This is a genomic window from Chitinophaga sp. Hz27 (genome assembly GCF_042263525.1).
Lineage (GTDB): Bacteria > Bacteroidota > Bacteroidia > Chitinophagales > Chitinophagaceae > Chitinophaga.
This window is the reverse complement of sequence record NZ_JBHKFJ010000001.1, coordinates 517,907-540,410: the sequence shown is the minus strand read 5'-3', so window position 1 is coordinate 540,410 and position 22,504 is coordinate 517,907. Positions and strand designations below refer to the sequence as shown.

Here is a 22,504-nt window from a genome sequence, read left to right as displayed (position 1 = left end):
ATGGAGCAATTACTAAAACAAGTTACGCAATATATCAGGCACATCGCCGATCCGGAAAGGATTATACTTTTCGGATCGGTAGCTGCCGGCAATAACAATGTTTATAGTGATATAGACCTTCTGATCGTGATAGCAGCACCACACCATAGGAAGCATCTCATTGCAGCAGTACGTTCCTACATACATGAGCATTCCATGGCGTCAGACATTCTAATCATGCGCCCCTCAGAGCTGGATGCAGCAATGAAATGCACAGATGGATTCATTTCCACCGCATTGAAAAATAGTAGGATACTTTATGAAAAAAACAGCTCAAAATAATTGGTGATTCAAGTCTTTTTTTTTAACTTCAATTATCGGAGTTACTTAAAGTTGAGATATTGAAGAGAAATAGGCGTAAGTTACATGAAGTCACATCATAAAAAGAACTTTGGTTTATATTTTTGAATTAGCTTTCGTCGTGTTCGTCGGGAGCTTTTTCTTTTTTATACCTATCTCATTGTCCAACAAACTCAATACTTCCTTTCAGATGCTATAACCGTTTGGATTGACCACCTTTTCCAAATCTGAATGGATACCCAATGCCATATTCAATATCCCTGAAAATATACCCCCAGTAGGAATTCCAGCTCCTTTACCATTTATAAATACGGTCAGGCATTGTAAAGTGGTGTAATTATATGCATAGCCAAAGGATATGTTATTGAGATGAACACGGGTATACCAATCCGTTTGCGTGCAGATCATATCTTCTACCAAATTAGCATTTCCACTAAGATCGTTCTTAAGTAATCTGGGTACCGTATTATTATCCGTATATGCAACAATACCTGCAGCATGTTTATCATTTCTTTGAATAAGCAGGAATGGTTCCATTTTTAATTGGTGCCCTTCATTGTAATAGAAGGCGATTGCAGGCAATCCTAATGCCATCGAAGAATCCGGCCTGTAAGTAACTTCTACTTTTGTTTCAGTATATGGAACTATCAATGCTGTCTTGGTATCCGACACATACATTTGACTGGCATTCCAGTCTGGAGAAGTATGTATTATCGGAAAACTTGCTAAGGAATAACCATCGGATAGGTATTTCTGGAAAGCCGCTCTGGCATCATTCACTTTTACAAAATTGTTGGGCATTTTACTTTTAGTACAACTAAAAAAGATAATACAGAATGTGAGGTAGATGTTTTTCATAGTGTGATGTTTGGTATTTGAGGAGCAAATGTATAGCAGTTAAAATTTCATTATTTTGATTTACATCAACTATATATACAAGATTGAATATCAATAACTAGTAGACCTAATTCTGGTCTTTAATAAAATCACAGTTACTTACTATGAGGTAATTTTGCGTTTTATGAAATGCAATATCTTTGTTTTATTTCTTATGAAACGGCTGTAGAATTTGAACAAGCTACCAAAGAAAATTTTTAGTAGATACTTCTTATAATTATTTTGTGCTCAGAAAAAATCTATCGAACCAGCAGAGGGTATTTATTGTATATTATTCTTCGTACAGCTAAAAAGAACTATGCATAGAATTAGATAATAGTTTTTCATAGGATGTTGGCTGTAATTTTGAATTATTCTTGTTAGTAAGCCCACATTTCGGATATCTCTTAATAATTGATGTCCCATACAACTCGAACAGTTCTTTAAACCATATCTAATGAACAAAACCTACTTTGATTCCCTGTTGAATGCACTAAACACTATTCATCCGCTCTCGGAGGAATTGACGAATGATATCGTGAACAGAGTACAACTAAGGAAATTTGGTAAAAAGGAAATCGTACTAAGAGAAGGTGAAACAAATTCTTATCTCTATTATGTCAAATCAGGAATATTGAGGGCTTATTACGAAAAGAATGCTGAAGAAGTCACTAACTGGTTTATGTCAGAAGGTGACTTTATCGTATCGGTATTCAGTTTCTTCACCAGAAATCCCAGTTATGAATTTATTGAGGTATTGAAAGACAGTGAACTTGTAATGATTCACTTTGACGACCTCAATTACCTATACAATAAACATCTGGAATTTAATATTGTAGGAAGAAAGCTGACAGAATGGTATTATGTAAAATCAGAGGAAAGACTGTTTGCAATGAGGAAACAGCGGGCATTGGAACGATATGAACATTTATTAGCAAACTATCCGGAACTTATCAGCCAGGTACCTGGCAAATATCTGGCTTCCTACCTAGGCATGACGTTGGAAACACTTTCCAGGATAAAAAATAAAGTATAAATTTTATCGAACTGAGTATCGTAATTACATTAATCAGCATGACAAAATTATGCGTTAGTAACGCACAAGCCTGCGGGTAGAAACAAAAAAAACTTGTAGAATAAGTTGCTACAAGTTTTTAATTAGATAAGTGTATTTATGTTTACTACTGATAGTATCTCCCTTCCTATCTCACAAGTAAGATTATCTATATAGTAATTTATCAATAAGGTTCTACTATCATCCACTCTACCGATGCTATTGTAGAAGGAGTATCTTTTGCCCAAACAATCATAAAACTCGATCCGACCGTTCTTACTCCCAAACAAGGGGGTGTCATTCCTGCAAGAGGTGCCGCTGAATTAACAACTGGTGTTAAAAATATCCTGCTATTGGCTGTCACAGCTGTTGTATTAACAGTTACAGCGACTACACCGTTACCAAAACTAGCTACGCCCATTCTGGCGTTAGATCCGCCCTCCTTTATTTTATACCCACCATCAGAAGCTACACCATTTGCAGTAAGAAATCCTGTACTATCTATCGTAAGTTTGACGGAAACTCCTGGTGATTGAGAGTATTTGGCAAAAACGGCGGTCCCTTTGTCTGTGAACAACATCCAGCCATTATATCCTCCTACCGTTCTATCCTGGAAACCAAAACCTCCTCCCGGGCCAGTAGCCGCTACTAGACCTACTACTTCCAAATTAGCTAATGGCGTTGTTGTACCTATTCCTACAGGTCCCTGCATAGTAATCACTCCGGTAGAACGTTTTATACTGAAGGCGGATCCCAGTGCGCTACCGGTGTTACTATAACGATCTATTGAAAAATCATTGCCTACATTACCTGCTGCTTCTGTATTCACTCTTCTTATCACCCATCTGGTATTTGAAGCTCCATTACCTTCATTCATGCCCAAACCCAGACCTCCGTTATCTACAGGTTGTGTAGTCGTATAACCAGAAGCAGTCCCAGTTCCGGAAATATTGAAACTAGAATTAGCCTGCATACTTGTCCCATTGATAATAAACAAAGGCGACAAATCCAGTGTATCGTGCCCCGATACAGCAATTTGTGAAAGGCCAATTTTTTCCAGTTTTATTTTACGGAATTCAGTGCGGCCACGACCTTTGTTAAATAAATATCCTGAAACATCCTGCGTGCGGTTCTCAAGAATTAGTTCAGCCGTATCACATACGTTGTAAATACGAACGCTGTCCGCCCTGATTTGATAGACTTTTTGGGCGAAACTACGGCATGATAATAATGCGAATAGGATAAGAAATGGAATTTTCTTCCTTAAAATAGGCATAGGTTGGGATTGATTAATTTTAAAACTATTAAAAAAACACCGCGATGCGTGGACCTTTGCTCTTGATCCCGCTGCGACTTTATCAAAAGCTCTGTCAGAAACACTTTATATCCGAATTTGTATCCTTCTGGAATAACTTACTTTGGACCGGACTATTAAGAACTTATAACTAGTACAAGTATACGAAAATTCGTGCTAAATCAACACAAAACACATTAAAATTTATTAACATAAACAATACACCTTATACACGTCTTATAAGGAGCTTATGTCTACAATATAGGTCGTAAATAGGTGTTACCCTATAGCGGTAAATCTGGAAAAGTCCCAGATAATAAACCTTGTTTTTTCGTTAGCCCAGAACAGGAGATGAACATAATTTAGGCAATAAATAGTCAACGATATTTCATTTTAAGAACGAAAATAAGAGTCCCTGAATTAATTAACGAAACGCAAACACATTTTTAGCTATCGCTTTTAAATTTATTTCTATCACGGTCAAAGAAATCATCAACTTCGCCGATTGCAGTTCTAAGGCATCTCATTATTTCTTCGTGAAAATCTGTACCGGAGGCATTTAATGGATCAATAGATTTTACTAAGAATTCCCTTAATTCAAAAAGTTGTTCCCTGTTGTATTTTTTGGATGCTTTCACCAATTCTAACTTCATCAACTCTTCTTGTTGATTTTGTTTGGGGTTGAAGATTTCATTTATATGGCTGCATTGATGACAAACTCCTTCTTGGTTGATTAGTGCACATCTATGTTCAAAAATATCTGTCATTGTATTCCTTGCATCATTGAGCAAATGTTTTATCACACCTTCGGTTTTTTCAAGAATATGACCGATTTCCTTTACCTGAAAATCGTACATATTTTTTAGTATCAATGCAATTTGATTTTCAATAGGCAACGTTTTTGAAATGCAAGTAAAACAATAGTCAATATGTTCTTTCATTTCGTAAGCTCCAGCAGGTGAAGTATCGTGAACCATCCAAAAAACTTGTCTGATTTCTTCCGAACCTATAGCTAAGTCTGCTGCACGGTCTTGTGCGTCGGGAAGCCATCTTTTTTTCTTTCGTAAGTGGTCGTAAGCAAGATTTGTGGCTATTTTAAACACCCAGGTTTTGAGAGAAGCGTCCTGAGTGAAGGTGGATATTTTATTGAATGCTTTTATAAAAGTATCGTGTGTTAGATCATCCAGATCATCTCGGTCTGTAATTAAACGATACAAGTATGATTTAAGCTGATTTTGAAATTCGGCAAACAAAGTATGGAATGCATTAATGTCGCCTGAAACAGCCAATTTAAGTAGGGCTTCTTTATCCATTTAAGTGGTTGCAATTTTATTATACAAAACTGCAACCACTAATTTACTATAATATGTTCATCTTGCCACAATCTACATCTACAATATGGCTATTGAATGCAATACCATAATCACTTGCAAGAAACGCCGCAATTTCACCAACGTGTTTCAATGAAGGGCTTGTTTTCAAGATATCAAATGCTTTGTATTGCGCAACCATTTGTTCCGCATTTATGCCGTACTTCTGAGCAGCATCATTAATAAAACCGGTAATTCTTTTTGTTTCCATTAATGCTCCAGGGCAAATTCCAATGACTTTTATTCCATTTGCACCCCATTCAGCAGCCATAACTCTTGTCAATCCTTCGATGGCTGCACTCGCCGCAGTAATTCCGGCCACATTAGGAAGTTTAGAACGAGATAGTGCAGCTGTCAACAGCAGGATGGTTCCTTCTGTTTGTGATTGTAACATATACCTTGCTGCCACTCTTGAAGTAAGAAACTGTGAACCACAAATCTTTTTTATGGGTGCCATAAATTGCTCAAAAGTAGCTTCTGTTGTTGGCGGGCGTCCGCCCATTTCCTCATAGTTTGCACCAATCCCATTGAATACAATATCTAATTTTCCATTGTCGGCAATTACTTTTTTCAAAAAACTGTCAATCTCTGTTTCATTCAAGGCATCTACCTGTGCAGCTTCAACATTGCCGCCAGTTGCATTAAGCTCTTTTGCCAGTGATTTTACGGCATCCAAGTTTCGTGCTGTGATGTACAACTTTGCTCCGTGTTCTGAAAATGAACGTGCGACAGCTCCTGCAATTTCCCCGGATGCGGCAAACACCACGGCTACTTTGTCTTTTAGATTTGTCATTTTTATATGATTTCATCTATTGACGTTTGAACAAGATAGAACGGTCGGGAATTTTAATAAAATTTAAATTTTATTATATAGTTACTTTATTATTAATCGATTATCGTTAATTCTTTAGGTGGAAAATGTAGTGGCAAATAATAAACTTCCTTGTTAAGAAATAGGCTAATGGATGCTTTACCATAATATTAAAGCTGGTACAGAAATAAGATAGTTTGAGCATTATCGATTAAAATTCGACAATGCTCAAACTACAAATATTTACCACTAATTAATTAAAATCAGGACTCTTGCCGCAAAGTGTTTGCGGGATTGATCAGGGCGGCGCGATATACCTGTACTCCGATTGTCATGATGCCAACGATAGCCAGACTATTCAGACATACCAAATAGATACCAATGCCAGGGGAAGCATGATAAGTAAAGATATGCAGAAACAAATATCCAAGGAATCCGCCCAATGGAAGGCCTATTAACGCAGCTATCAGCATTAACTTCACAAAGCCCCAGGACAACAAATACATCAGCTGGCCCATTCCTGCGCCCATTATTTTACGGAGCACTACTTCTTTCGCTCTTTTCTCGGTGCTATGGGTCACCACTCCCAGCATGCCCAGGGATGCAATTACAAATACAATCAGGATTAAAACGCCATTAATCTTCAGATCTTCATTCTCCATATAGCTGTCGTACATCTGTTGCTCATACCAGCTAAACAGGAAAGGTTCATAAGGGAATAATTTTTTCCAGATATTTTGCAGAGACGCGGTTAAGGCCTCCTGCTGTGTACCCTCCTGAACAAGGAGTGAGAGTGTTTTAAATGATAAGGGATCGTATTGCAATACCAGCGGCGTCACCGGCATTTCATATCTCATAAAGTTGAAGTTCTTCACCACTCCGGCTATAATAACTTCATTACTGTCCAGCATCATGGTCTGGCCAATGGCACTCCTGGGATCCGTTACTCCCAGAGAGGCTACCGCCTTTTCATTGATGACTACAAACCTGCCTCTGGTAGTATCTGAGCCACTCTCCGGAAGATTATTCCCTGCAACGAAAGTCAGTTTCATGTTACGAATAAATGTGGCATCCACAGAATAAGTAAATGCATCCAGTGGATCCATTCCGGCGGTGGTACGTTCTTTCCGGGTAATTTTGATGCGTCCGGCGGCTTCATTCAACGGCGCAGAGGTGGCGCCTATGGTTTTTACACTCGGCAACCGGGAGATCTCATTACGTAATAAAGGAGCCTGACTAGCTGCTGTCAGAGGTATATTAAGAATATTTTTTCTGTTAAAGTTTTGATTGTCTGTGGCCATATATCGGAACTGACTATACATCATAGCAGTACCTACCATGAATATGAGGGATACGGCAAACTGTACTACAATCAATACTTTGCGGAAGCCTATCTTTCCGAATCCGGCAGGTCCTAGTACACCTTTCAGTACGGCTGTCGGTTTTGCGGCAGAGAGGATTCGCGCAGGTACAATGCCAGCTGTCAGTCCGGTTAATAATGCAAAACCTGTGAAGGCAGTCCACAAAAGGAGAGGATGTTGCACCTCCCAGACGAGCCATCGGGCATGGATATACGATTTCATGGCAAAGAGACCCAGTACTCCAATCAACAATGCACAAAATGCGATTAGTACACTTTCTACGAGAAACTGCATCACCAGCTGCCAGCGGGCTGCGCCGGCCACCTTCCGTACACCTACTTCTCGTGTCCTGCTCAAAGACCTGGTAAGCGTAAGGTTGGTATAATTAAATATTGCCAGGGAGATGAGGATCAGCAACATAATAATGTTTACCAATAGCTTGAACCAGGGCTCCACCCCAGGGTTATTCATAAGCCCTCTGAAGTCCGGTGAAATTTCACTGAGCCGCTGTTTTTCAAAACGATAGTCTGTAAGACCAGTGAGGTCAATATGTTTCTTATTTTCAGTACTTACTGCTGCCAGCATCCGGTCCAACTGTGCAGCAGTTGTTCCTTTTTGCAACAGTACATACGTATATGCGTTATAGTTAAGCCATTCATTCTGTGTGGATGCTGTATTGAGCAAAGGATAAGTGGCCATTGATACTACGATGTCTGCATCCAGGTGGGACCGTTTCTTTCCCATTGGTGCAAATACGCCTGTGATGGTGAAGATGCCAATATCTTTCTGCTCCAGTGTTTTCCCTATGGGATCTATATTGCCAAAGAATTTCTCAGCTGTTTCATGAGAGAGCACAACGGTATATGGCGCTATGGCCGGCTGTCCCTTCTCCAGAGGGAAATTAAAGATCTTGAAATAACCAGGACTTACATACTGTCCCCAGGCAGACAATGTTTTGATCCGGTTATTGAAGTTACCTCCAAAGCCACGAATAACTTCTGCCACATCTTCCACACTGCTCTGCTCCTGCGCCAACTTATCCGCCAATGGCAGTGGTGTACTCGCCATCGAAAAAGTCTTGCCCTCCTCATTGGTAACATCTGATATTATTCGATAAATACGATTCGGATATGGATGAAAAGAATCTATCTCGAAACCACTCTGCACCTGGATGATTATCAGCAAACACATGGCCATGGCTAGCCCCAGACCAATCACATTGATCAGTGTAAATAACCGGTGTTTCCACAGGTTACGCCAGGCGCTCTTAAAGTAACTTCTTAGCATAGTATACGGATGTTAATAAAAGAAATTTTGACCCTTCCATTCTTGCCAAAGAAAATGCCCTATCCTAATTAAATTAGTATCAATATATTAATAATTAATAAATAACAAATATGTCCATTACTATAACAGCGGATGTTCATTAATGGACATTGTGAAAATATTATAGTTAAATAAAGCTTATGCTGACACTGGCGCTAAGGCCTAATCCACGCATGCGGATTTTATACCAGGACGTTTTTGGACATATACCAAGTTATGAAAGGAAAAATAGGAAATAGAATCAGGCAATCGTCACCTGAATACAATTAATTGTAAAACAGGCACTCAACTAAGAACAGGCGGTCATTCTATTATATGAAGGAATACATGCCGCATCATTATAATCAATTCATAATATTGTTGAAGATGGACTTTTTATTAATTTTAGCTACTGTCTCCCGCAAGTTATCTGTCACAATAGTTACACTAAAATGCATGCAAAATAATAAGCTTACCAAATTTAAAAACTTCCTCGGCTATGATGGAAAAAAATATAACAAGGAAAAGGCATTGGAGATATTAAATGAAATTGGCGTTAATGCAACAAATGAAATAGGAGAAACGCCACTCATTATTGCAGCTTATTTAGGACGAATTGATATACTAAATTTTATCATAAGCCAGGTAGAAAATGTAGATTACAAAGTAGAAGGACAAACTACCGAATCCGCCCTACTGGAGGCTTGCGCACAAAGGCGCCTCGAATGTATAAAATTATTGATTGAGCATGGCGCCGCATTGGAACAATTAGATAGATACGGGCATACACCGCTATCAAAAGTTTTCACCAACACATTTTCCGATCCTATTCCTGCCGCTGAATATTTAATAACCCAAGGGGCAAAAGTCACGGACAAATGTATAAAATCAGGCATATCCTGGAATAAGGATAGATTCATCGAATTCCTGGAACGGTTCAATATAAGTACGGAACAAATCCCAAATGCAGAAGACCAGCATTCAAAAAAAGATAGTGAACCTGATTCACTATTCGATGTTCAACAGTTACATGCATTTGTTCAACAGAATGATTATTTTAATGCAGCAAAATTAATATGGCAGCAGCTTGTGCCCAAATCTGGTCAGGCACAAACAGTACAGGGTGAGCTATTGCGATCAATTGAAAAATTGAGAGATGAGGCACAGCGAAACGGTAATGCCAATTTCAATGAAAACTGCCACGGTCGACTTATTGCTTATCTTAAGCTTAAGTTGGTAACGTCAAATTATTTTGACGCTGCAAAGTCATTGGAAATAAACCACCATCTGAAAATTTTATCCAGCAAGAACACTCCTTATCTGTCGGATGACATATACGACAGTATTGTCAGCAATATTATAGACTGGTGTTTAAAACATTCGGCTTTGATTCCTCATTCGCAGGATAATAACCTGATCTGTTAATATAAGCTAGGCTTTCGCAATGCCTGGATCCTATTGCCCATGCTGCGATAGAAGGGAATGCATCCCCGAACTACTCTCCTACACCTGTAGAAGCAGTGCAACCGCTAAACTGCAACCTCCTATTTTTCACCGCTCTTTGTTTGTATAAAAAGTTTATTGCCAGCCAGCGTTATCCTTGTAACAATTGTATTCCCAATCTGCAATAAAATAAATAGTAAATGAGTATTTGGATTTTGTTTGAGAAGACTGTTGATTTACTCATCCGAAAAGCTCAGGAGGCAGGAGATCAAATCACTCACACTGATATTATAGTAAACTGCCAGCTAAAGACGCAACAAAATCGTACCTCTAGTAAGGTGTATCTAAACGCTAGCGATCTAAAATAAAAATTCTTTGAAATAGAGTACAATGATCGACTAAAAAAGAAAAACCCGCGCGGTGCGCAGGTTTCAATCTTTATCCAGTGATCCCGCTGGGACTCGAACCCAGGGCCCATACATTAAAAGTGTATTGCTCTACCAACTGAGCTACGGAATCTTATCGTGGTTATTACCGCGATACCCTTGTTTGTAACGGGAGTGCAAAGATAGAAAAATATTTATTTCTACAAAATGTTTTTGAAACATTTTTATTTACACTTTCGCAAAACAGGCCACCATAGCCAGTTTCAGGACATAAAAAAATTTACATTTCTGCGTATGTACTTCGCAGTTATACAACGCCCGTAAAATATAACTGCGAAGATTCATACTGATTCTACATGAAGTGTTCGTCCGCACTAGGACCATAACTTCCTGGAATCGGAATATCCAACAGCCTCAAAAATACGCCCAGCTGTGCCCGATGATGTATGATCTGATGTTGTGACATCTTCAATACATCCAGCTTAGATCGTGTAGAAAGCTCTTTTCCTCCTTTACTTAAAGTCCAGTTCTTGTCGAGCTCCGACTCCTTGCCATTAACAAGCGCTTCTCTGCCGGCTTTCAGCGACGCTTCAAAATATTCCATCAAAGCCTCCGAAGATTCTTTTACGAGGAATTGATTAGTACTCACGTCCAGATCAAGACCATCCGTGTTGAATGTCATCGGTATCCAGGTAGGTAATTCCGCTATATGCGTAGCCAGCCTGCCCATCGTCATACTCTTCTCGTGAGGCTTCCAGCCCAACTTATCCGTTGGTACCTGCTTCAACATTTTCCTGGTAGTCTCAGCTTCCTGGTCAAATTCTTTCAAATACAATTCAAGAATAGTCATATCGTTTTCCTTTTTTGTTGTTGATACAAAGTAAATACCGCCTTGTGACAACCCTATGTCAGTAGCATCTCTCTATAACAAAACTTTTTTTTGAAGTGTTGCCCCCACCATAAAAAAAGCGGGTGTATCAAATTATATTGATACACCCGCCAGCAAACTCATTACGCTTCTATTTATTTCTTCCAGCTATTATCCTTCGGAGTGGCATCCATAAATAAGCCACCATCAACTGAAACCTCTTTGATGGCCGACTTCCCAGGCACCTGTATCACCACTTCTTTGGCATTCTTCTGCCAAACAGCCGGCGTATAATGGAACTGACGCTTCTCCCCGCTCTCATCTGTTACCTCCATATCAAATGGAATGGCAAAACCACCCACATTCTTGATGGTAACAGCATTATTCTTCACACCAGCTACCAAAAGGTCTATATAATTATTACTGAAAAACCAGTTATTCCAGAACCAGTTCAGGTTCTTACCTGTAGCGGTATTCATGATATTGAAGTAATCCCATGGAATAGGATGTTTCCCATGCCAGGTATCCATATATACATGCAAGGCCTTCTTAAAATCTTCATCTCCCAATAAATCCTTTAATGCGAGATATGACAACGAAGCCTTACCGTAAGAATTACTTCCATAACCCATACCACTCACCTGTGTTGACATACTGATAATAGGCTGATCTTCTTCTGTAGACGGGTCCTTCGTATAATAAGACACCCTGAAACGCTGATAAAACTTATCAGCCTTCGCTTTACCCACATCCGCAATACCGATCAGGTATTCGAAAGTAGTAGCCCAACCCTCATCCATAAAGGCATAGCGGGTTTCGTTGATACCCATGTAAAAAGGAAAATAAGTATGCGCCATTTCATGATCCTGCACCAACTTGGCGAAATACATATTATCGCCCACAGTATTATCATTCACCATCATCGGATATTCCATGTCTGCATATCCTTGAAATGCGGTCATCACCGGATAAGGATACTTAACGCCAGGCCAGTGGTTTGAAAACCATGCCAGCGATTTACGGCCAAAATCCACCGAATGATGGAAGTCTACCGCAGTATCATTATAAGCTGCCTGCACACTGCATCTCAAGCCAGTGGCTGTATCCAGCACCGAACTACTCGCATCCCATACATAGTGGTCACTGATGCCATATACCACATCCGTGATATGCTTAGCCTCAAATTTCCAGGTATTATAGTCTTGCTGCTTGGTAACCTTATGACCCAGCATATCCTGTAGACTAGCAATATTTATGGTATTATCCGCTGTATAAGAGGCTTTCAGTTTCGCAGCCACTTCAGGCTGCAATACTTCTGGAGCATTAAGCAGATTTCCAGTTCCCCAAACCACAAAGTTTTTAGGAACAGTCACCGCTACGGTATAATCATTGAAATCATTGTAAAACTCAGCTCTGTCCGTATGTGGGAGATCATCCCAGCCATTATAGTCATCGTAAACGGATACACGCGGATAAGCATAAGCTGCAAATGCGGTCGTGCTGTCAATCATCCCTTCACGGCCACTCTCCTTTGACAAGTCATAGTGCCAGGTAATTTCAATTTTAGCACCGCCATTTGGTGTGATAGGCGTAGGCAGTCTAATGTAGCCTACCGTGCCGACATCATTATTAAATTTCAGCTCCTGTCCATTGTAAACGAATTTATCAATGGTAACGCCATCAGTCAGGAAGTCGCTGGAATGATAACCATCGCGGGGCGCATTCGTTTTGTGGAGATTCGTATTCATGCGAATCCACAGCAGCTTTAGACTATCCGGACTGTTGTTGGTATACTGGATACTTTCTGTGCCATGCACCGTACGCGACGGCGGGCTCAGTTTAATCTGTATATCATAATTTCCTTTGTTTTGCCAGTATTTGGCTCCGGGGTGGCCGCTCTTATCGCGGGTACCAGCGGTATAGGCATTGCGGATATTCCTGGGCATATACAGTTCTTGCGCCTGTACAGCCGAATATCCTACCGCCATTAGAAGTAGTAGTAAATGCTTTCTCATAATCAGAGGATGAAATCTGATCTAACTTCGGTAAAAATACCCGCATTTACAAACCATTTTCTTATAACTGGTGTGCTCCAATGGATAAGTGGCTATCGCTAATACGCGGTTTTCCGTCTATATCCAGCGCCCCTACAATAGAATCCGGCAATAACATTCCACTACTTTTAGCCCCCGACGACGCCTTTAAGTGGATATCCGGTAAATCCACATTCCTTAACTGAGGATCCTGACCATAAACTGACACGGCATCCATACCGCTGGCACGCTGCCAGCTTATCAAATCCGTATATGGATTACCGTTAGTACTGTTCCAGATCCATTGTGGTGTGCCGGTTGTATAATACCAGTTGTTATCCACCATATTCCCCCTACCTGTATTTGTATATTTGTGCAGGAAGACGTCTACCGGTCTTGCATATACGAGATTATTACGAACAATATTATTGAAGCACTGTTCCGTTAAACGAAGCTCCCCTTCTATCTCTCCGAAGGCGCCAGGCACCTTGTTATTCATAAACAAAGTATTATTTACCACATAGCAATCACGGGTGCCGCCAGAAGTATAACCCAGGTACCCACCCAGGTAGATGCCTGTACGCCAACAGTTATATACGAAATTATTTCGCACGATACAGTTGCTGGTAGGAAAGGCATCATTCTCGCTCACAATGCCAATTCCTCTGTCTGCATCATGTATTTTATTTCTCTCTACAATAATATTTCTCGCGCCATCTACATAAATCGCAATAGCGCCATGTCCGTGTATACTGCCGATGGGGCCTCGCGTCATATCGATGTTGTATAACTCGTTATCGCTGATAAGTCCGTTCCGCGCATAGTTCAGCACCGGATTAGGATTAGCGGCATAGCCTCCCGCCGCATCTATACCGATATTCTCTGTATTATAAATTTTATTGCCTCGGATAATAAATCCATCTACATAACCATTGATGGTAAGATTTTCACTATATCCTGTTTGTGTATCATGTATTTCGTTATTCTCTACGATAATCTGCTGCAAAGGCTCGCTGGTATTACCTATCAACAATATGCCATGACCGCTTCTTCCCTGTTCCGGCGATAGCTCAGATGCAATATTATACACCCTGTTATTGCGTAACGTAATAGCTGTAGCGCCATTATTCACTGTAATACCATTCACTTCCGTTCCTTGGGTCGCAGTTCTCAGGTTGCAAAATTCCAGGCCGTTTACGGTCAGGAAATGTGCATTACTAATCGTTAACAGGCTAACTGCTGCACTGGTTAGTATCCCTGTACCATCGATCAGTACACGTTCTCCGGGCATGGCGCTAAGTGTAACCGGTGCCGTTATAGTACCATTTACATTAGCCACCACTAACTGATTATATGTTCCTCCCCTCAGTATCACAGAATCTCCTGGCCGGGCTTTTCCTAATGCCACATTGATCGTCTTCAGGGGATGATGAATATCGCCGGCAGCGCCATCAACTCCAGTTGCAGCCACATAAATAGCATGCGATGCTGGTTTAACAGTAACGCCTGAACGATCCGCTGAACTGCCGCTACAACTCATTATAGCCATTATCACGCAGGCAAATGACCAATATACGCTCATGGCTACTCGGAGATAATTTTTCTGATACAATTGTTATCCTTATCCTTTACATACAATGTTCCATTCTTATCCAAAGCCACACCTACCGGGCCTGCGAAAGATGCGGCCTCCCCTACTCCATTTGTAAATCCGGGTGCATTACCTCCTGCATAAGTTCTTACATCATAAGTACCTGCACTGATAAACCGAACACTCTGATCGATATTATATGGGGTCGAAATATTGCCATCTCCTGCGAGATAGATGTTCCCTTGTGCATCTAGTGTCAAATCCCAGGGCAGCGAGAAACGTGCTGTGGTGGCGGATCCATTAACATAACCTAATTGCCCGGTGCTGCCTGCTATTACTGTTGAAGTCCAGGTTTTGGCATCAAAACGCAACAATGTATGATCCCCATTTACACTCATAATTAAACTCCCCTGCGGATCAAACGCAATACCACCGGGATAATTGATACCATTGATGATCTTATCCTGGCTATTATCACTATTGATTCGCCACACGCTACCGGGGCTATCAGCTATAGCATAGTACAATTGCTTTGATACTTTGTCGTAGGTTATAAACCACGGCGCTACATTACCCCATACCAGTACAGTGGCATTTCCATCGGGCGTAATTTTTCGTATATCCCAGTTGCCAGGATCAGCAGTATATATATTTCCCTGCCCGTCCATGGTCATACCGTATAGTAAAGAAAATTTCGCATCGGTACCTTTACCCTCCGCAAATCCGCTGATACCAGGACTTCCAACAAACAGGCTCACATTTCCCGCACTATCAATTTTTCGTATACAGTGGTTGCCTACATCTGTCACAAACACATTAAACTGGTCATCTACCACAATACCAGCACTTCTATACCAGCTTTCTCCATTGAAATTAAACTGTGCATCGGTGCCCTTGCCATTGGCATAACCAGCCTTACCATTACCCGCCAGCGTTGTAACGCTTCGCGTATATACGTAGTTGAAAAGTTTAGTACTCACCACACTGTCCTTCCCTGATGTCACCACGATATGACCCGTACCACATTGTTTAGGCACAATGGCCATCAGCTGGTTCATATTCGTGCGTAGCACCGTACATTTATGGCCGTTGATGGTCACCGTAAGCTGACTGGTATCCATTGCGAAATTGTCGCCACTGATCAATATCTCCGTGGTACGCCCTCCCGTCTCCGGCGTGAAATTATCTATACGCATGGCAGCACCTGCCACATGCGCAGCAATATTATCTTTCTTACAGCTGGCAAAAGTAATCAGCCCTACCAGGCAACAGGTATATATTTGCTTTATCATAATTTTTTGTAGGTAGATGATGAAATAGATTACCAGCCAGGATTTTGTACCAACGCTCTGTCGCGGGTGATATCCTGTTGCTGTATTGGAAAGAGATACATTTTATTATCCCAGGTACGTTGCTGAAATAAAGTACGTTTGTAAAAATCGGTGAAGGCAAAACCTAATCCGTTATCATTTGCATTTACGTTCAAACCGTAAATGGTCTGGTTTTCCGGCTTACCTAGCAGCAACCTTCTTACAAGCGTATAATACCTGTCGCCTTCAAAACACAGCTCCACCTGGCGTTCACGCAAAATATATTTACGCATCTTATCTGCATTTCCCACCGCATCGGGATACAATGTTTCGATGCCCGGCAGCCCTGCTCTGGCGCGTACCATATCCAGATACTTCACGATATCTGGATTTCCCGGATCATACTCATTCAATGCTTCTACATAATCCAATAAGATTTCTGAATAGCGCAGTATTGTAAATACACCAGGGTTACTCACCTGATCGAAACGGATGTTATCATTAGGACTAATGCGCTTGGCCATGAGATAGCCGGTAATACTATTGTTTCCAGCAGATTTCTGCCCTGATTTACCATTGTAATAAAACTCTATTCTTCCTCTGCCATCTGCATTGGCGTCAGAAGAAAAATAGTTCCTGTCATCGGCGGTTTTGGCAGCCAGCACTGGACGGCCGTTGTACGCCACATATGCATAGAAACGCGGCTCTCTGTTGGCATACATATTCCAGTCGCCGGCCTTTTGTTCCCAGCTGTTAACGCCATCCTGTTGCGCGAAACCTGTTTCCTTATACCCCGACGCAGGATCTTCGATAAACCGGCCATCATTCATCGCGAAAGCATCTACCAGGTTCTGGGTTACGTTATACATATTAGCGCCCGCAGGGCCAGGAGAGGCACATTTGGTGAAGCCCCACTTACTCCAGGATACCAGCCCTATAATAATTTCATTGTTCCACGCTGTCAGGAAAACATCCCGGGTAGAGAGATAAGGGTTGAACTGACTATCGCCATTATCCAAATTCGTATATAGTTTATAGTTAGCTGCATCGATAATGGCTTTATCTGCGGCAGCAGCCAGTTTCCAGCGGTTTACATCATAGGCTGCCGGCGCTAATGGTGTACCATCCTGGTTTTTAAAAGAAGAGAAATTAGAATTCCCATTCCAGAGCGGGCTCGCTGCCAGTTGCAATACCTTCGCCTTGATTGCCATACATGCGCCACGGGTGGCCCTGCCATCATTAGAGGCATTTTCCCAAACGGCCGGCAGGTTCGCTGCAGCCTTATCCATCAAAGCAATGATGGCTGCTACACAAGTATCAAAAGGTGCGCGCGGATAGTTATTAAAATCATCTGTTTGCGACAGCACTTTGTCCAGCTTCACAAACGGACCATACTGGCGCAACAGCTGCCAATAATGGTAACCTCGCAAAAACTGCACCTCAGCTTTATACTGTTTCTTTAAGTCATCACTGAGCTGATTACCCGGTACCTTATCAATATTCTCTTCAAAGATGATTGATTTTCGTATAGCCGTGTAACTGTTGGACCAGAAATAGAATGACCAGTCTACGGGACTCCAGTTACCGCTCACTATCAACCTCGCGCTGGTGGTAGGAATACTCACGGAAGATTCATCTGACACACCCACTTCCGGATAATTACCACCATCAGAAATATGCAGATAGCCATATACGTTATAGAGATAAGCCTCTGCATTGGCACGGGTTTGCCATATTTGGTCTTCTGTAAGGAGATTATCAGGTTTTTTGTCCAGGTATTTGCTGCAAGCACTTAGCGCGATCGCTATTGAACAGAGAAGTATGCAGCATAATTTATTTGTCTTCATAACAATTATCTTAAACGGTTAAAACTGCGCTCTCACACCAACTGTAATAGTTTTAGCGAAAGGATACTTCGCGCCATTGGCGCCTAGTTCAGGGTCCCAGAGTTTGAATTTGGTAAAGGTGAGCAGATTGGTACCTGTAGCATAAAAGGTAATATTGCTGATCCCTTTTTTCTTCATATCAGGCGTTATTAATGAATAGCTCAGTGTAGCCTGTTTCAGTCGCATGAAGCTGCCATCCCTCAACCAATGAGTGCTGTTCTGATAATTGTTATCACTCAAACTGGCAATTGTTAATCGCGGATAATGTGCATTAGGATCGGGATGTTCGGTAGTCCAGCGATTGGAGACATCAGTGAGTATACTCGCAGAATATTGTCCCATACCTGCAAACGGTACCACGCCTACACCACCTGCGCCGGCGTCGCCAAAAGCTATCTCCGAGCCATTAGCCATAATACCTACATCTGCCACTCCGGCAAAAACGGTGGAGAGTTCCAGCTTCTTATAAGTAAGCGTAAAACCATAACCATAGGACCATACCGGGAAATTGGATTTACCAAGGAAGGTCATATCATTGGCATCAATTTTTCCATCGCCGTTTAAGTCGGCATATTTAAGATCTCCAGGGTACATCTTCCTTGTCTGCGCAGGACTCTTATCAATTTCATCCTGACTCTGGAAATATCCTAAACTGACGTAACCTCTGTATTCTCCGTTCTGGTGGCCTTCCAGCTGCTGATATGGATATAATGCTTTTGGTTGATCGGCATATAATATTTTATTACGTGCATACGTGATATTTCCAAACAGACGGATACTGACATCTTTGCCCAGTCGATCAACATACTCCAGACTCGCGTCCAGTCCTTTATTGATCATCTCTCCCATATTGGCATAAATGGCAGCATCATATCCTGCAATCGGAGAAATAGAGTTTCTTAACACCAATATGCTGTTACGATGATCCTGGAAATAATCTACTACAAGATTTAATTTATTGAAGAAGCCTGCTTCCAGTCCAATATCTGTTTTGGCAGATTTCTCCCAGGTGAGATTATCTGTGCCGATGGTGCTTGCAGAGATGCCACCATACCAGGAAGGCGAGTAGCCGAAACCTATACCACCAGCACCATTGATATAAGTGAGATAACCAAAGCGATCACCATTCAGCTGATCATTTCCTGTTTTACCATACGAGCCACGTATTTTCAGCAGGTTTATTTTTCTGATATAAGGCTGAAAGAAATTCTCTTTTGAAATCACCCATCCTGCAGATACTGCTGGGAAATAGCCCCAGCGCTTTCCTTTATCGAAGTTTTCGGAACCGGTGGCACCGAAGTTCACTTCAGCCAGGTAACGATCTTTGAAAGAGTAGGTGGCCCTGGCAGCGGCGCTCTGGTTGCGGAAAGGAATAGCTAGTTTCAGGTTGTCGGCAGATCCTATCACTCTATTACGCATAGATCCTACGAGGAGGCCTCCAACAGTATGGTTGCCAAAACTTCTGTTATAGTTGATATTGCCTTCGAGGTACATCACTCTTTCACCCGAAGCAGAGTAACCGTAACCCAGGTAGGTATCTCCGGTGCGGGTACGCTCAAACTGTAAGTTGCCAGCTTCATCACGGGAGCCAGCATACCATAAATCGTTGGTACCTGGCCGTTTGGTATCAAACTCACCGTAGCTATCAAAAGAAAAACGCGCTACAGCCGAAAGCCCTTGAGTGAGGGCATCCAAGTGCTGAGTAAGCGATAACACCGACTGCACCGAAGGCTTAAACTCCGTGCTATAGCCGGAGTTCTGCACCATGTTATAAGGATTGGCGCCGCCATTATTTCTGGGTCCCGCCCATTTATTGCCAGGATAAGAAATGGGAAAAGAGATAGGATTGGTAGCATAGGCGGCATACCATATGCCGCCTGCAGGATTGCCCGGAAAGTGGCTGTTTACCAGCATAGAGGCCACATTCAGTGATAGCAGTGTAGACTTGGTAACGTTCATGTCTACGTTACTTCTGAAATCGTAGCGTTTGAAATTCAGGTTAGGATTATAACCGTTCTGGTTGGATACTTTATATTGTCCCTCCTGGTCGTAGAAAGACATAGATACATAATATCGCATGGCCTCGCCCCCGCCGTTTACATTGACGTTGGCATTGGTCATGGAGGCCCAGTCTTTATAGATAGATTTAATCCAGTTTACATTGGGGTACAAGTATGGATCCAGGCCGGAAGCTGTTTTGGCGATGACTTCATCAGAATAGGCCGGTGCTTCGCCGGCATTAGTTTTCGCTTCATTATATAATTTCATGTAGGTCACGCCATCTGCCATCTGTGGTAGCTTTGTTAAGCCTGTCCAGCCGGTTTCGGCTTTGGCCGATACCCTGGGCGTACCGGCAATACCTCGTTTGGTTGTAATGATTAATACGCCATTCGCGCCTTTGGCGCCGTACACCGCGGTAGCAGAGGCATCTTTCAGCAGTGAAATACTGGCGATATCCTCTGGATCTATATTATTAAATGCACCACCATAGGTAGAATTAATATCATTACGCTGAACCCCATCAACTACTATCAGTGGTGTAACAATACCAGTGAACGTGCCTATACCACGGATGGTGAACTGCGGGTTGTCATATCCCGGCTCTCCGCCGCTGTTTTGCATGGATATTACACCAGAAACCTTTCCTACCAAGGCGTTTGTAAGAGAGGCTACCGGCACTTTCATATCGGCCATGTTTACACTGGACACGGCGCCGGTTACTGTTACTTTTCGTTGATTACCGAAACCTACTACCACTACTTCATTCAGCTTGTCTACTTTTTCTGTCAGCGTAATTTTTATCGTTCGTCTGGTATTTACGGGTACATCTTCTGTATTCATACCTACCATGGCTACACGAACAATACTGTTTTTATTGACTGTAATACTGAAGATGCCCATCGCATCTGTCACCATACCGCGTGTGCTGCCAATTACGCTCACGGTAGCCCCTGGCACCGGTGTACCGTTAGTAGCCAGCACCTGCCCTCGCACCTGCCATTCTTCGTCTTGCTGCGTGATTACAGCAGGGGCAGGTGCGGGTAATTTCTTATCCAGGATAATACGGTTATGCTGGATCACGTAGGAGATGTTTCTATCTTTCAGGATAGTACTCAATACTTCCTGCAGCGGTGTGGCATGAAAGCTGACACTCACTTCCTCGCCATCATTGAGCAATTGGTTGCTGTAAACGAGAGTGAGCCCTGTCTGCCTTTTTATGGCAGTAAACACCTGTAACAAAGACAAGTGGTTGCCGGAGATAGTCACAGTAGCACGGGCGGCACGGGCGCTATCCTGGGCGCTGACAGCTTGTATGCAGCAGCAACAACATAGCAGCCATAGCAGCAGCAAACTACGCAGGCGTATAGTTTTTTTCATCGCGGAATAGTTTAGAGGTAATCATTACATCTTAACTACACGCGATTTTAGAAACGGGTGACAGGAAAAAATAAAATTATCGGAGAATTATTTTATCGCCATGAACGACGCTGGTAATATTGCCTGTGACTTTCAGGTCGGATAAGAAGTCTTCTAATTTATTACGCTCCATAAGCCCTGTAAACGACCGGGCAGATAGTGCGGGGTTTTCGATCTCTACTTCCACGCCATAAAACCGGGCGGCAATAGGCGCCAGCTGCCGCAGTGGCAAACTGTGGTAATAGGTGATACCAGACATCCACGACAATACATCTTCCTCATCAAACTTACGTACGGAGAAATCATTATTTTCATAGATAGCCTGGCTACCAGGGTTTAATAATTGCACCTGTCCGGCATGGCTGTGCAGGCGTACTTGCCCGCTTACCAACGACGTTTGTACGATACCGTTATTATAGGTATTTATATTAAAGCTGGTACCTAATACTTCTATCTGCTGGGCGGCACTCCTTACAATAAACGGCCGTTTGCTATCTGCCGCAATTTTAAAATAAGCCTCTCCTTCTACGCTTACTTCTCTGGTGTTACCATAAAAATTAAAAGGAAAACGTAAGGTGGTAGCTGCATTCAACCATACTTCCGTACCATCCGATAGCAGCAGTCGGTAATGTTCTCCTGGAGGAACGGTTAAGGTGTTGAGGGTAGTGTCAGCGGAAGTATAAGCCAGTTGTCCATTTTTAGTTTTAATAACGGCATCGCCTATACGAATAACATGATTACTATCTTGTCGTAATGTAATGGTGTTACCATTGGCGAGATTAAGCTGCACAGGAGGTTTAACGGCAATGGCTAAACGAGCAATACTATCTGCGATGGGTTTATTTCTGAGGTGCAGGTACCATGCGCCGGAGAAGGCTATGAGCAAGAGTATGGCGGCAGCGGAAACCATCCGTAGGCGGTGCATTCGCACAATTTTTTTGCGACGGCGGTAATGTTGCTGCAAGGCCTGCTGGGGATCTGCATGTTGGAGTACCGACTTCACCGGAAGCGTATTTCCTTCATCCACCAGCTTTTTCCACTGCTGTGCAAAACTTTCATTCTGCAGCAACTGTGTTTCAATATATTGTTCATCTTCGGGGCTGAGATTTCCCGACTCATGTTGAATATATAGTTGGAATATATGGTCTTGTTCCATTGTC

General features: G+C 42.1%; 15 protein-coding genes and 1 tRNA gene. 3 read left to right on the top strand and 13 right to left on the bottom strand.

Going from position 1 to position 22,504, the window contains the following annotated elements; translation table 11 throughout:
• Complete coding sequence (locus ACE38W_RS02365) at window positions 1–321, top strand: nucleotidyltransferase domain-containing protein (protein WP_375828623.1); 321 nt, start codon at window positions 1–3, stop codon at window positions 319–321.
• 204 nt (window positions 322–525) lie between these two features.
• Here ACE38W_RS02365 and ACE38W_RS02360 read toward each other — a convergent pair whose 3' ends face one another.
• Entirely contained in the window at window positions 526–1,197 is a 672-nt protein-coding gene (locus tag ACE38W_RS02360; RefSeq protein WP_375828622.1) for a hypothetical protein, read from the bottom strand.
• Window positions 1,198–1,672: 475 nt separating this feature from the next.
• Here ACE38W_RS02360 and ACE38W_RS02355 point away from each other — a divergent pair, with 475 nt between their 5' ends.
• Entirely contained in the window at window positions 1,673–2,251 is a 579-nt protein-coding gene (locus tag ACE38W_RS02355) for a Crp/Fnr family transcriptional regulator (RefSeq protein ID WP_375828621.1), read from the top strand.
• A gap of 202 nt (window positions 2,252–2,453) precedes the next feature.
• Here the strand turns inward: ACE38W_RS02355 and ACE38W_RS02350 are convergent, their stop codons facing one another.
• The 4 genes from ACE38W_RS02350 to ACE38W_RS02335 all read right to left on the bottom strand — a co-directional run bounded on the left by ACE38W_RS02350 (window position 2,454) and on the right by ACE38W_RS02335 (window position 8,392).
• Window positions 2,454–3,545 (bottom strand): hypothetical protein, encoded by a 1,092-nt coding sequence (locus tag ACE38W_RS02350; protein ID WP_375828620.1) that lies wholly within the window; start codon window positions 3,543–3,545, stop codon window positions 2,454–2,456.
• Window positions 3,546–4,009: 464 nt separating this feature from the next.
• On the bottom strand, window positions 4,010–4,876 hold the full coding sequence (locus ACE38W_RS02345) for an RNA polymerase sigma factor (RefSeq protein WP_375828619.1): 867 nt from the start codon (window positions 4,874–4,876) through the stop codon (window positions 4,010–4,012).
• A gap of 46 nt (window positions 4,877–4,922) precedes the next feature.
• The gene (locus ACE38W_RS02340) at window positions 4,923–5,726 is read right to left on the bottom strand and encodes an SDR family NAD(P)-dependent oxidoreductase (protein ID WP_375828618.1); all 804 of its coding nucleotides are present in this window, start codon (window positions 5,724–5,726) and stop codon (window positions 4,923–4,925) included.
• A gap of 281 nt (window positions 5,727–6,007) precedes the next feature.
• Window positions 6,008–8,392, bottom strand: a complete 2,385-nt coding sequence (locus tag ACE38W_RS02335) for an ABC transporter permease (protein WP_375828617.1) — start codon at window positions 8,390–8,392, stop codon at window positions 6,008–6,010.
• Between the two features lie 405 nt (window positions 8,393–8,797).
• Between ACE38W_RS02335 and ACE38W_RS02330 the strand changes: the two genes are divergently transcribed.
• On the top strand, window positions 8,798–9,835 hold the full coding sequence (locus ACE38W_RS02330; RefSeq protein WP_375828616.1) for an ankyrin repeat domain-containing protein: 1,038 nt from the start codon (window positions 8,798–8,800) through the stop codon (window positions 9,833–9,835).
• Window positions 9,836–10,299: 464 nt separating this feature from the next.
• On the opposite strand, the gene ACE38W_RS02325 is transcribed toward ACE38W_RS02330, so the two are convergent.
• The 8 genes from ACE38W_RS02325 to ACE38W_RS02290 all read right to left on the bottom strand — a co-directional run bounded on the left by ACE38W_RS02325 (window position 10,300) and on the right by ACE38W_RS02290 (window position 22,500).
• Window positions 10,300–10,372 (bottom strand) — tRNA-Lys (locus ACE38W_RS02325).
• Window positions 10,373–10,591: 219 nt separating this feature from the next.
• Complete coding sequence (locus ACE38W_RS02320; protein ID WP_375828615.1) at window positions 10,592–11,089, bottom strand: DinB family protein; 498 nt, start codon at window positions 11,087–11,089, stop codon at window positions 10,592–10,594.
• Between the two features lie 173 nt (window positions 11,090–11,262).
• Window positions 11,263–13,122, bottom strand: coding sequence for a M1 family metallopeptidase (locus ACE38W_RS02315; RefSeq protein ID WP_375828614.1), 1,860 nt, complete (start codon window positions 13,120–13,122; stop codon window positions 11,263–11,265).
• Between the two features lie 61 nt (window positions 13,123–13,183).
• A complete protein-coding gene (locus ACE38W_RS02310; RefSeq protein WP_375828613.1) occupies window positions 13,184–14,722 on the bottom strand; it encodes a right-handed parallel beta-helix repeat-containing protein in 1,539 nt (512 codons plus the stop codon).
• Between the two features lie 2 nt (window positions 14,723–14,724).
• Window positions 14,725–16,023, bottom strand: a complete 1,299-nt coding sequence (locus tag ACE38W_RS02305) for an IPT/TIG domain-containing protein (RefSeq protein WP_375828612.1) — start codon at window positions 16,021–16,023, stop codon at window positions 14,725–14,727.
• 29 nt (window positions 16,024–16,052) lie between these two features.
• Complete coding sequence (locus ACE38W_RS02300; RefSeq protein ID WP_375828611.1) at window positions 16,053–17,888, bottom strand: RagB/SusD family nutrient uptake outer membrane protein; 1,836 nt, start codon at window positions 17,886–17,888, stop codon at window positions 16,053–16,055.
• Between the two features lie 18 nt (window positions 17,889–17,906).
• Window positions 17,907–21,305, bottom strand: coding sequence for a TonB-dependent receptor (locus ACE38W_RS02295; protein WP_375828610.1), 3,399 nt, complete (start codon window positions 21,303–21,305; stop codon window positions 17,907–17,909).
• 76 nt (window positions 21,306–21,381) lie between these two features.
• Window positions 21,382–22,500, bottom strand: coding sequence for a FecR family protein (locus ACE38W_RS02290; RefSeq protein WP_375828609.1), 1,119 nt, complete (start codon window positions 22,498–22,500; stop codon window positions 21,382–21,384).
• Window positions 22,501–22,504 lie beyond the last annotated feature (4 nt).

Bases quoted from the DNA above. Each gene is read 5' to 3' on its own strand.
- ACE38W_RS02300 (WP_375828611.1), bottom strand. From the start codon at position 17,888: ATGAAGACAAATAAATTATGCTGCATACTTCTCTGTTCAATAGCGATC.
- ACE38W_RS02345 (WP_375828619.1), bottom strand. From the start codon at position 4,876: ATGGATAAAGAAGCCCTACTTAAATTGGCTGTTTCAGGCGACATTAAT.
- ACE38W_RS02365 (WP_375828623.1), top strand. From the start codon at position 1: ATGGAGCAATTACTAAAACAAGTTACGCAATATATCAGGCACATCGCC.
- ACE38W_RS02350 (WP_375828620.1), bottom strand. From the start codon at position 3,545: ATGCCTATTTTAAGGAAGAAAATTCCATTTCTTATCCTATTCGCATTA.
- ACE38W_RS02335 (WP_375828617.1), bottom strand. From the start codon at position 8,392: ATGCTAAGAAGTTACTTTAAGAGCGCCTGGCGTAACCTGTGGAAACAC.
- ACE38W_RS02310 (WP_375828613.1), bottom strand. From the start codon at position 14,722: ATGAGCGTATATTGGTCATTTGCCTGCGTGATAATGGCTATAATGAGT.
- ACE38W_RS02290 (WP_375828609.1), bottom strand. From the start codon at position 22,500: ATGGAACAAGACCATATATTCCAACTATATATTCAACATGAGTCGGGA.
- ACE38W_RS02330 (WP_375828616.1), top strand. From the start codon at position 8,798: ATGGACTTTTTATTAATTTTAGCTACTGTCTCCCGCAAGTTATCTGTC.
- ACE38W_RS02340 (WP_375828618.1), bottom strand. From the start codon at position 5,726: ATGACAAATCTAAAAGACAAAGTAGCCGTGGTGTTTGCCGCATCCGGG.
- ACE38W_RS02305 (WP_375828612.1), bottom strand. From the start codon at position 16,023: ATGATAAAGCAAATATATACCTGTTGCCTGGTAGGGCTGATTACTTTT.
- ACE38W_RS02360 (WP_375828622.1), bottom strand. From the start codon at position 1,197: ATGAAAAACATCTACCTCACATTCTGTATTATCTTTTTTAGTTGTACT.
- ACE38W_RS02355 (WP_375828621.1), top strand. From the start codon at position 1,673: ATGAACAAAACCTACTTTGATTCCCTGTTGAATGCACTAAACACTATT.
- ACE38W_RS02320 (WP_375828615.1), bottom strand. From the start codon at position 11,089: ATGACTATTCTTGAATTGTATTTGAAAGAATTTGACCAGGAAGCTGAG.
- ACE38W_RS02295 (WP_375828610.1), bottom strand. From the start codon at position 21,305: ATGAAAAAAACTATACGCCTGCGTAGTTTGCTGCTGCTATGGCTGCTA.
- ACE38W_RS02315 (WP_375828614.1), bottom strand. From the start codon at position 13,122: ATGAGAAAGCATTTACTACTACTTCTAATGGCGGTAGGATATTCGGCT.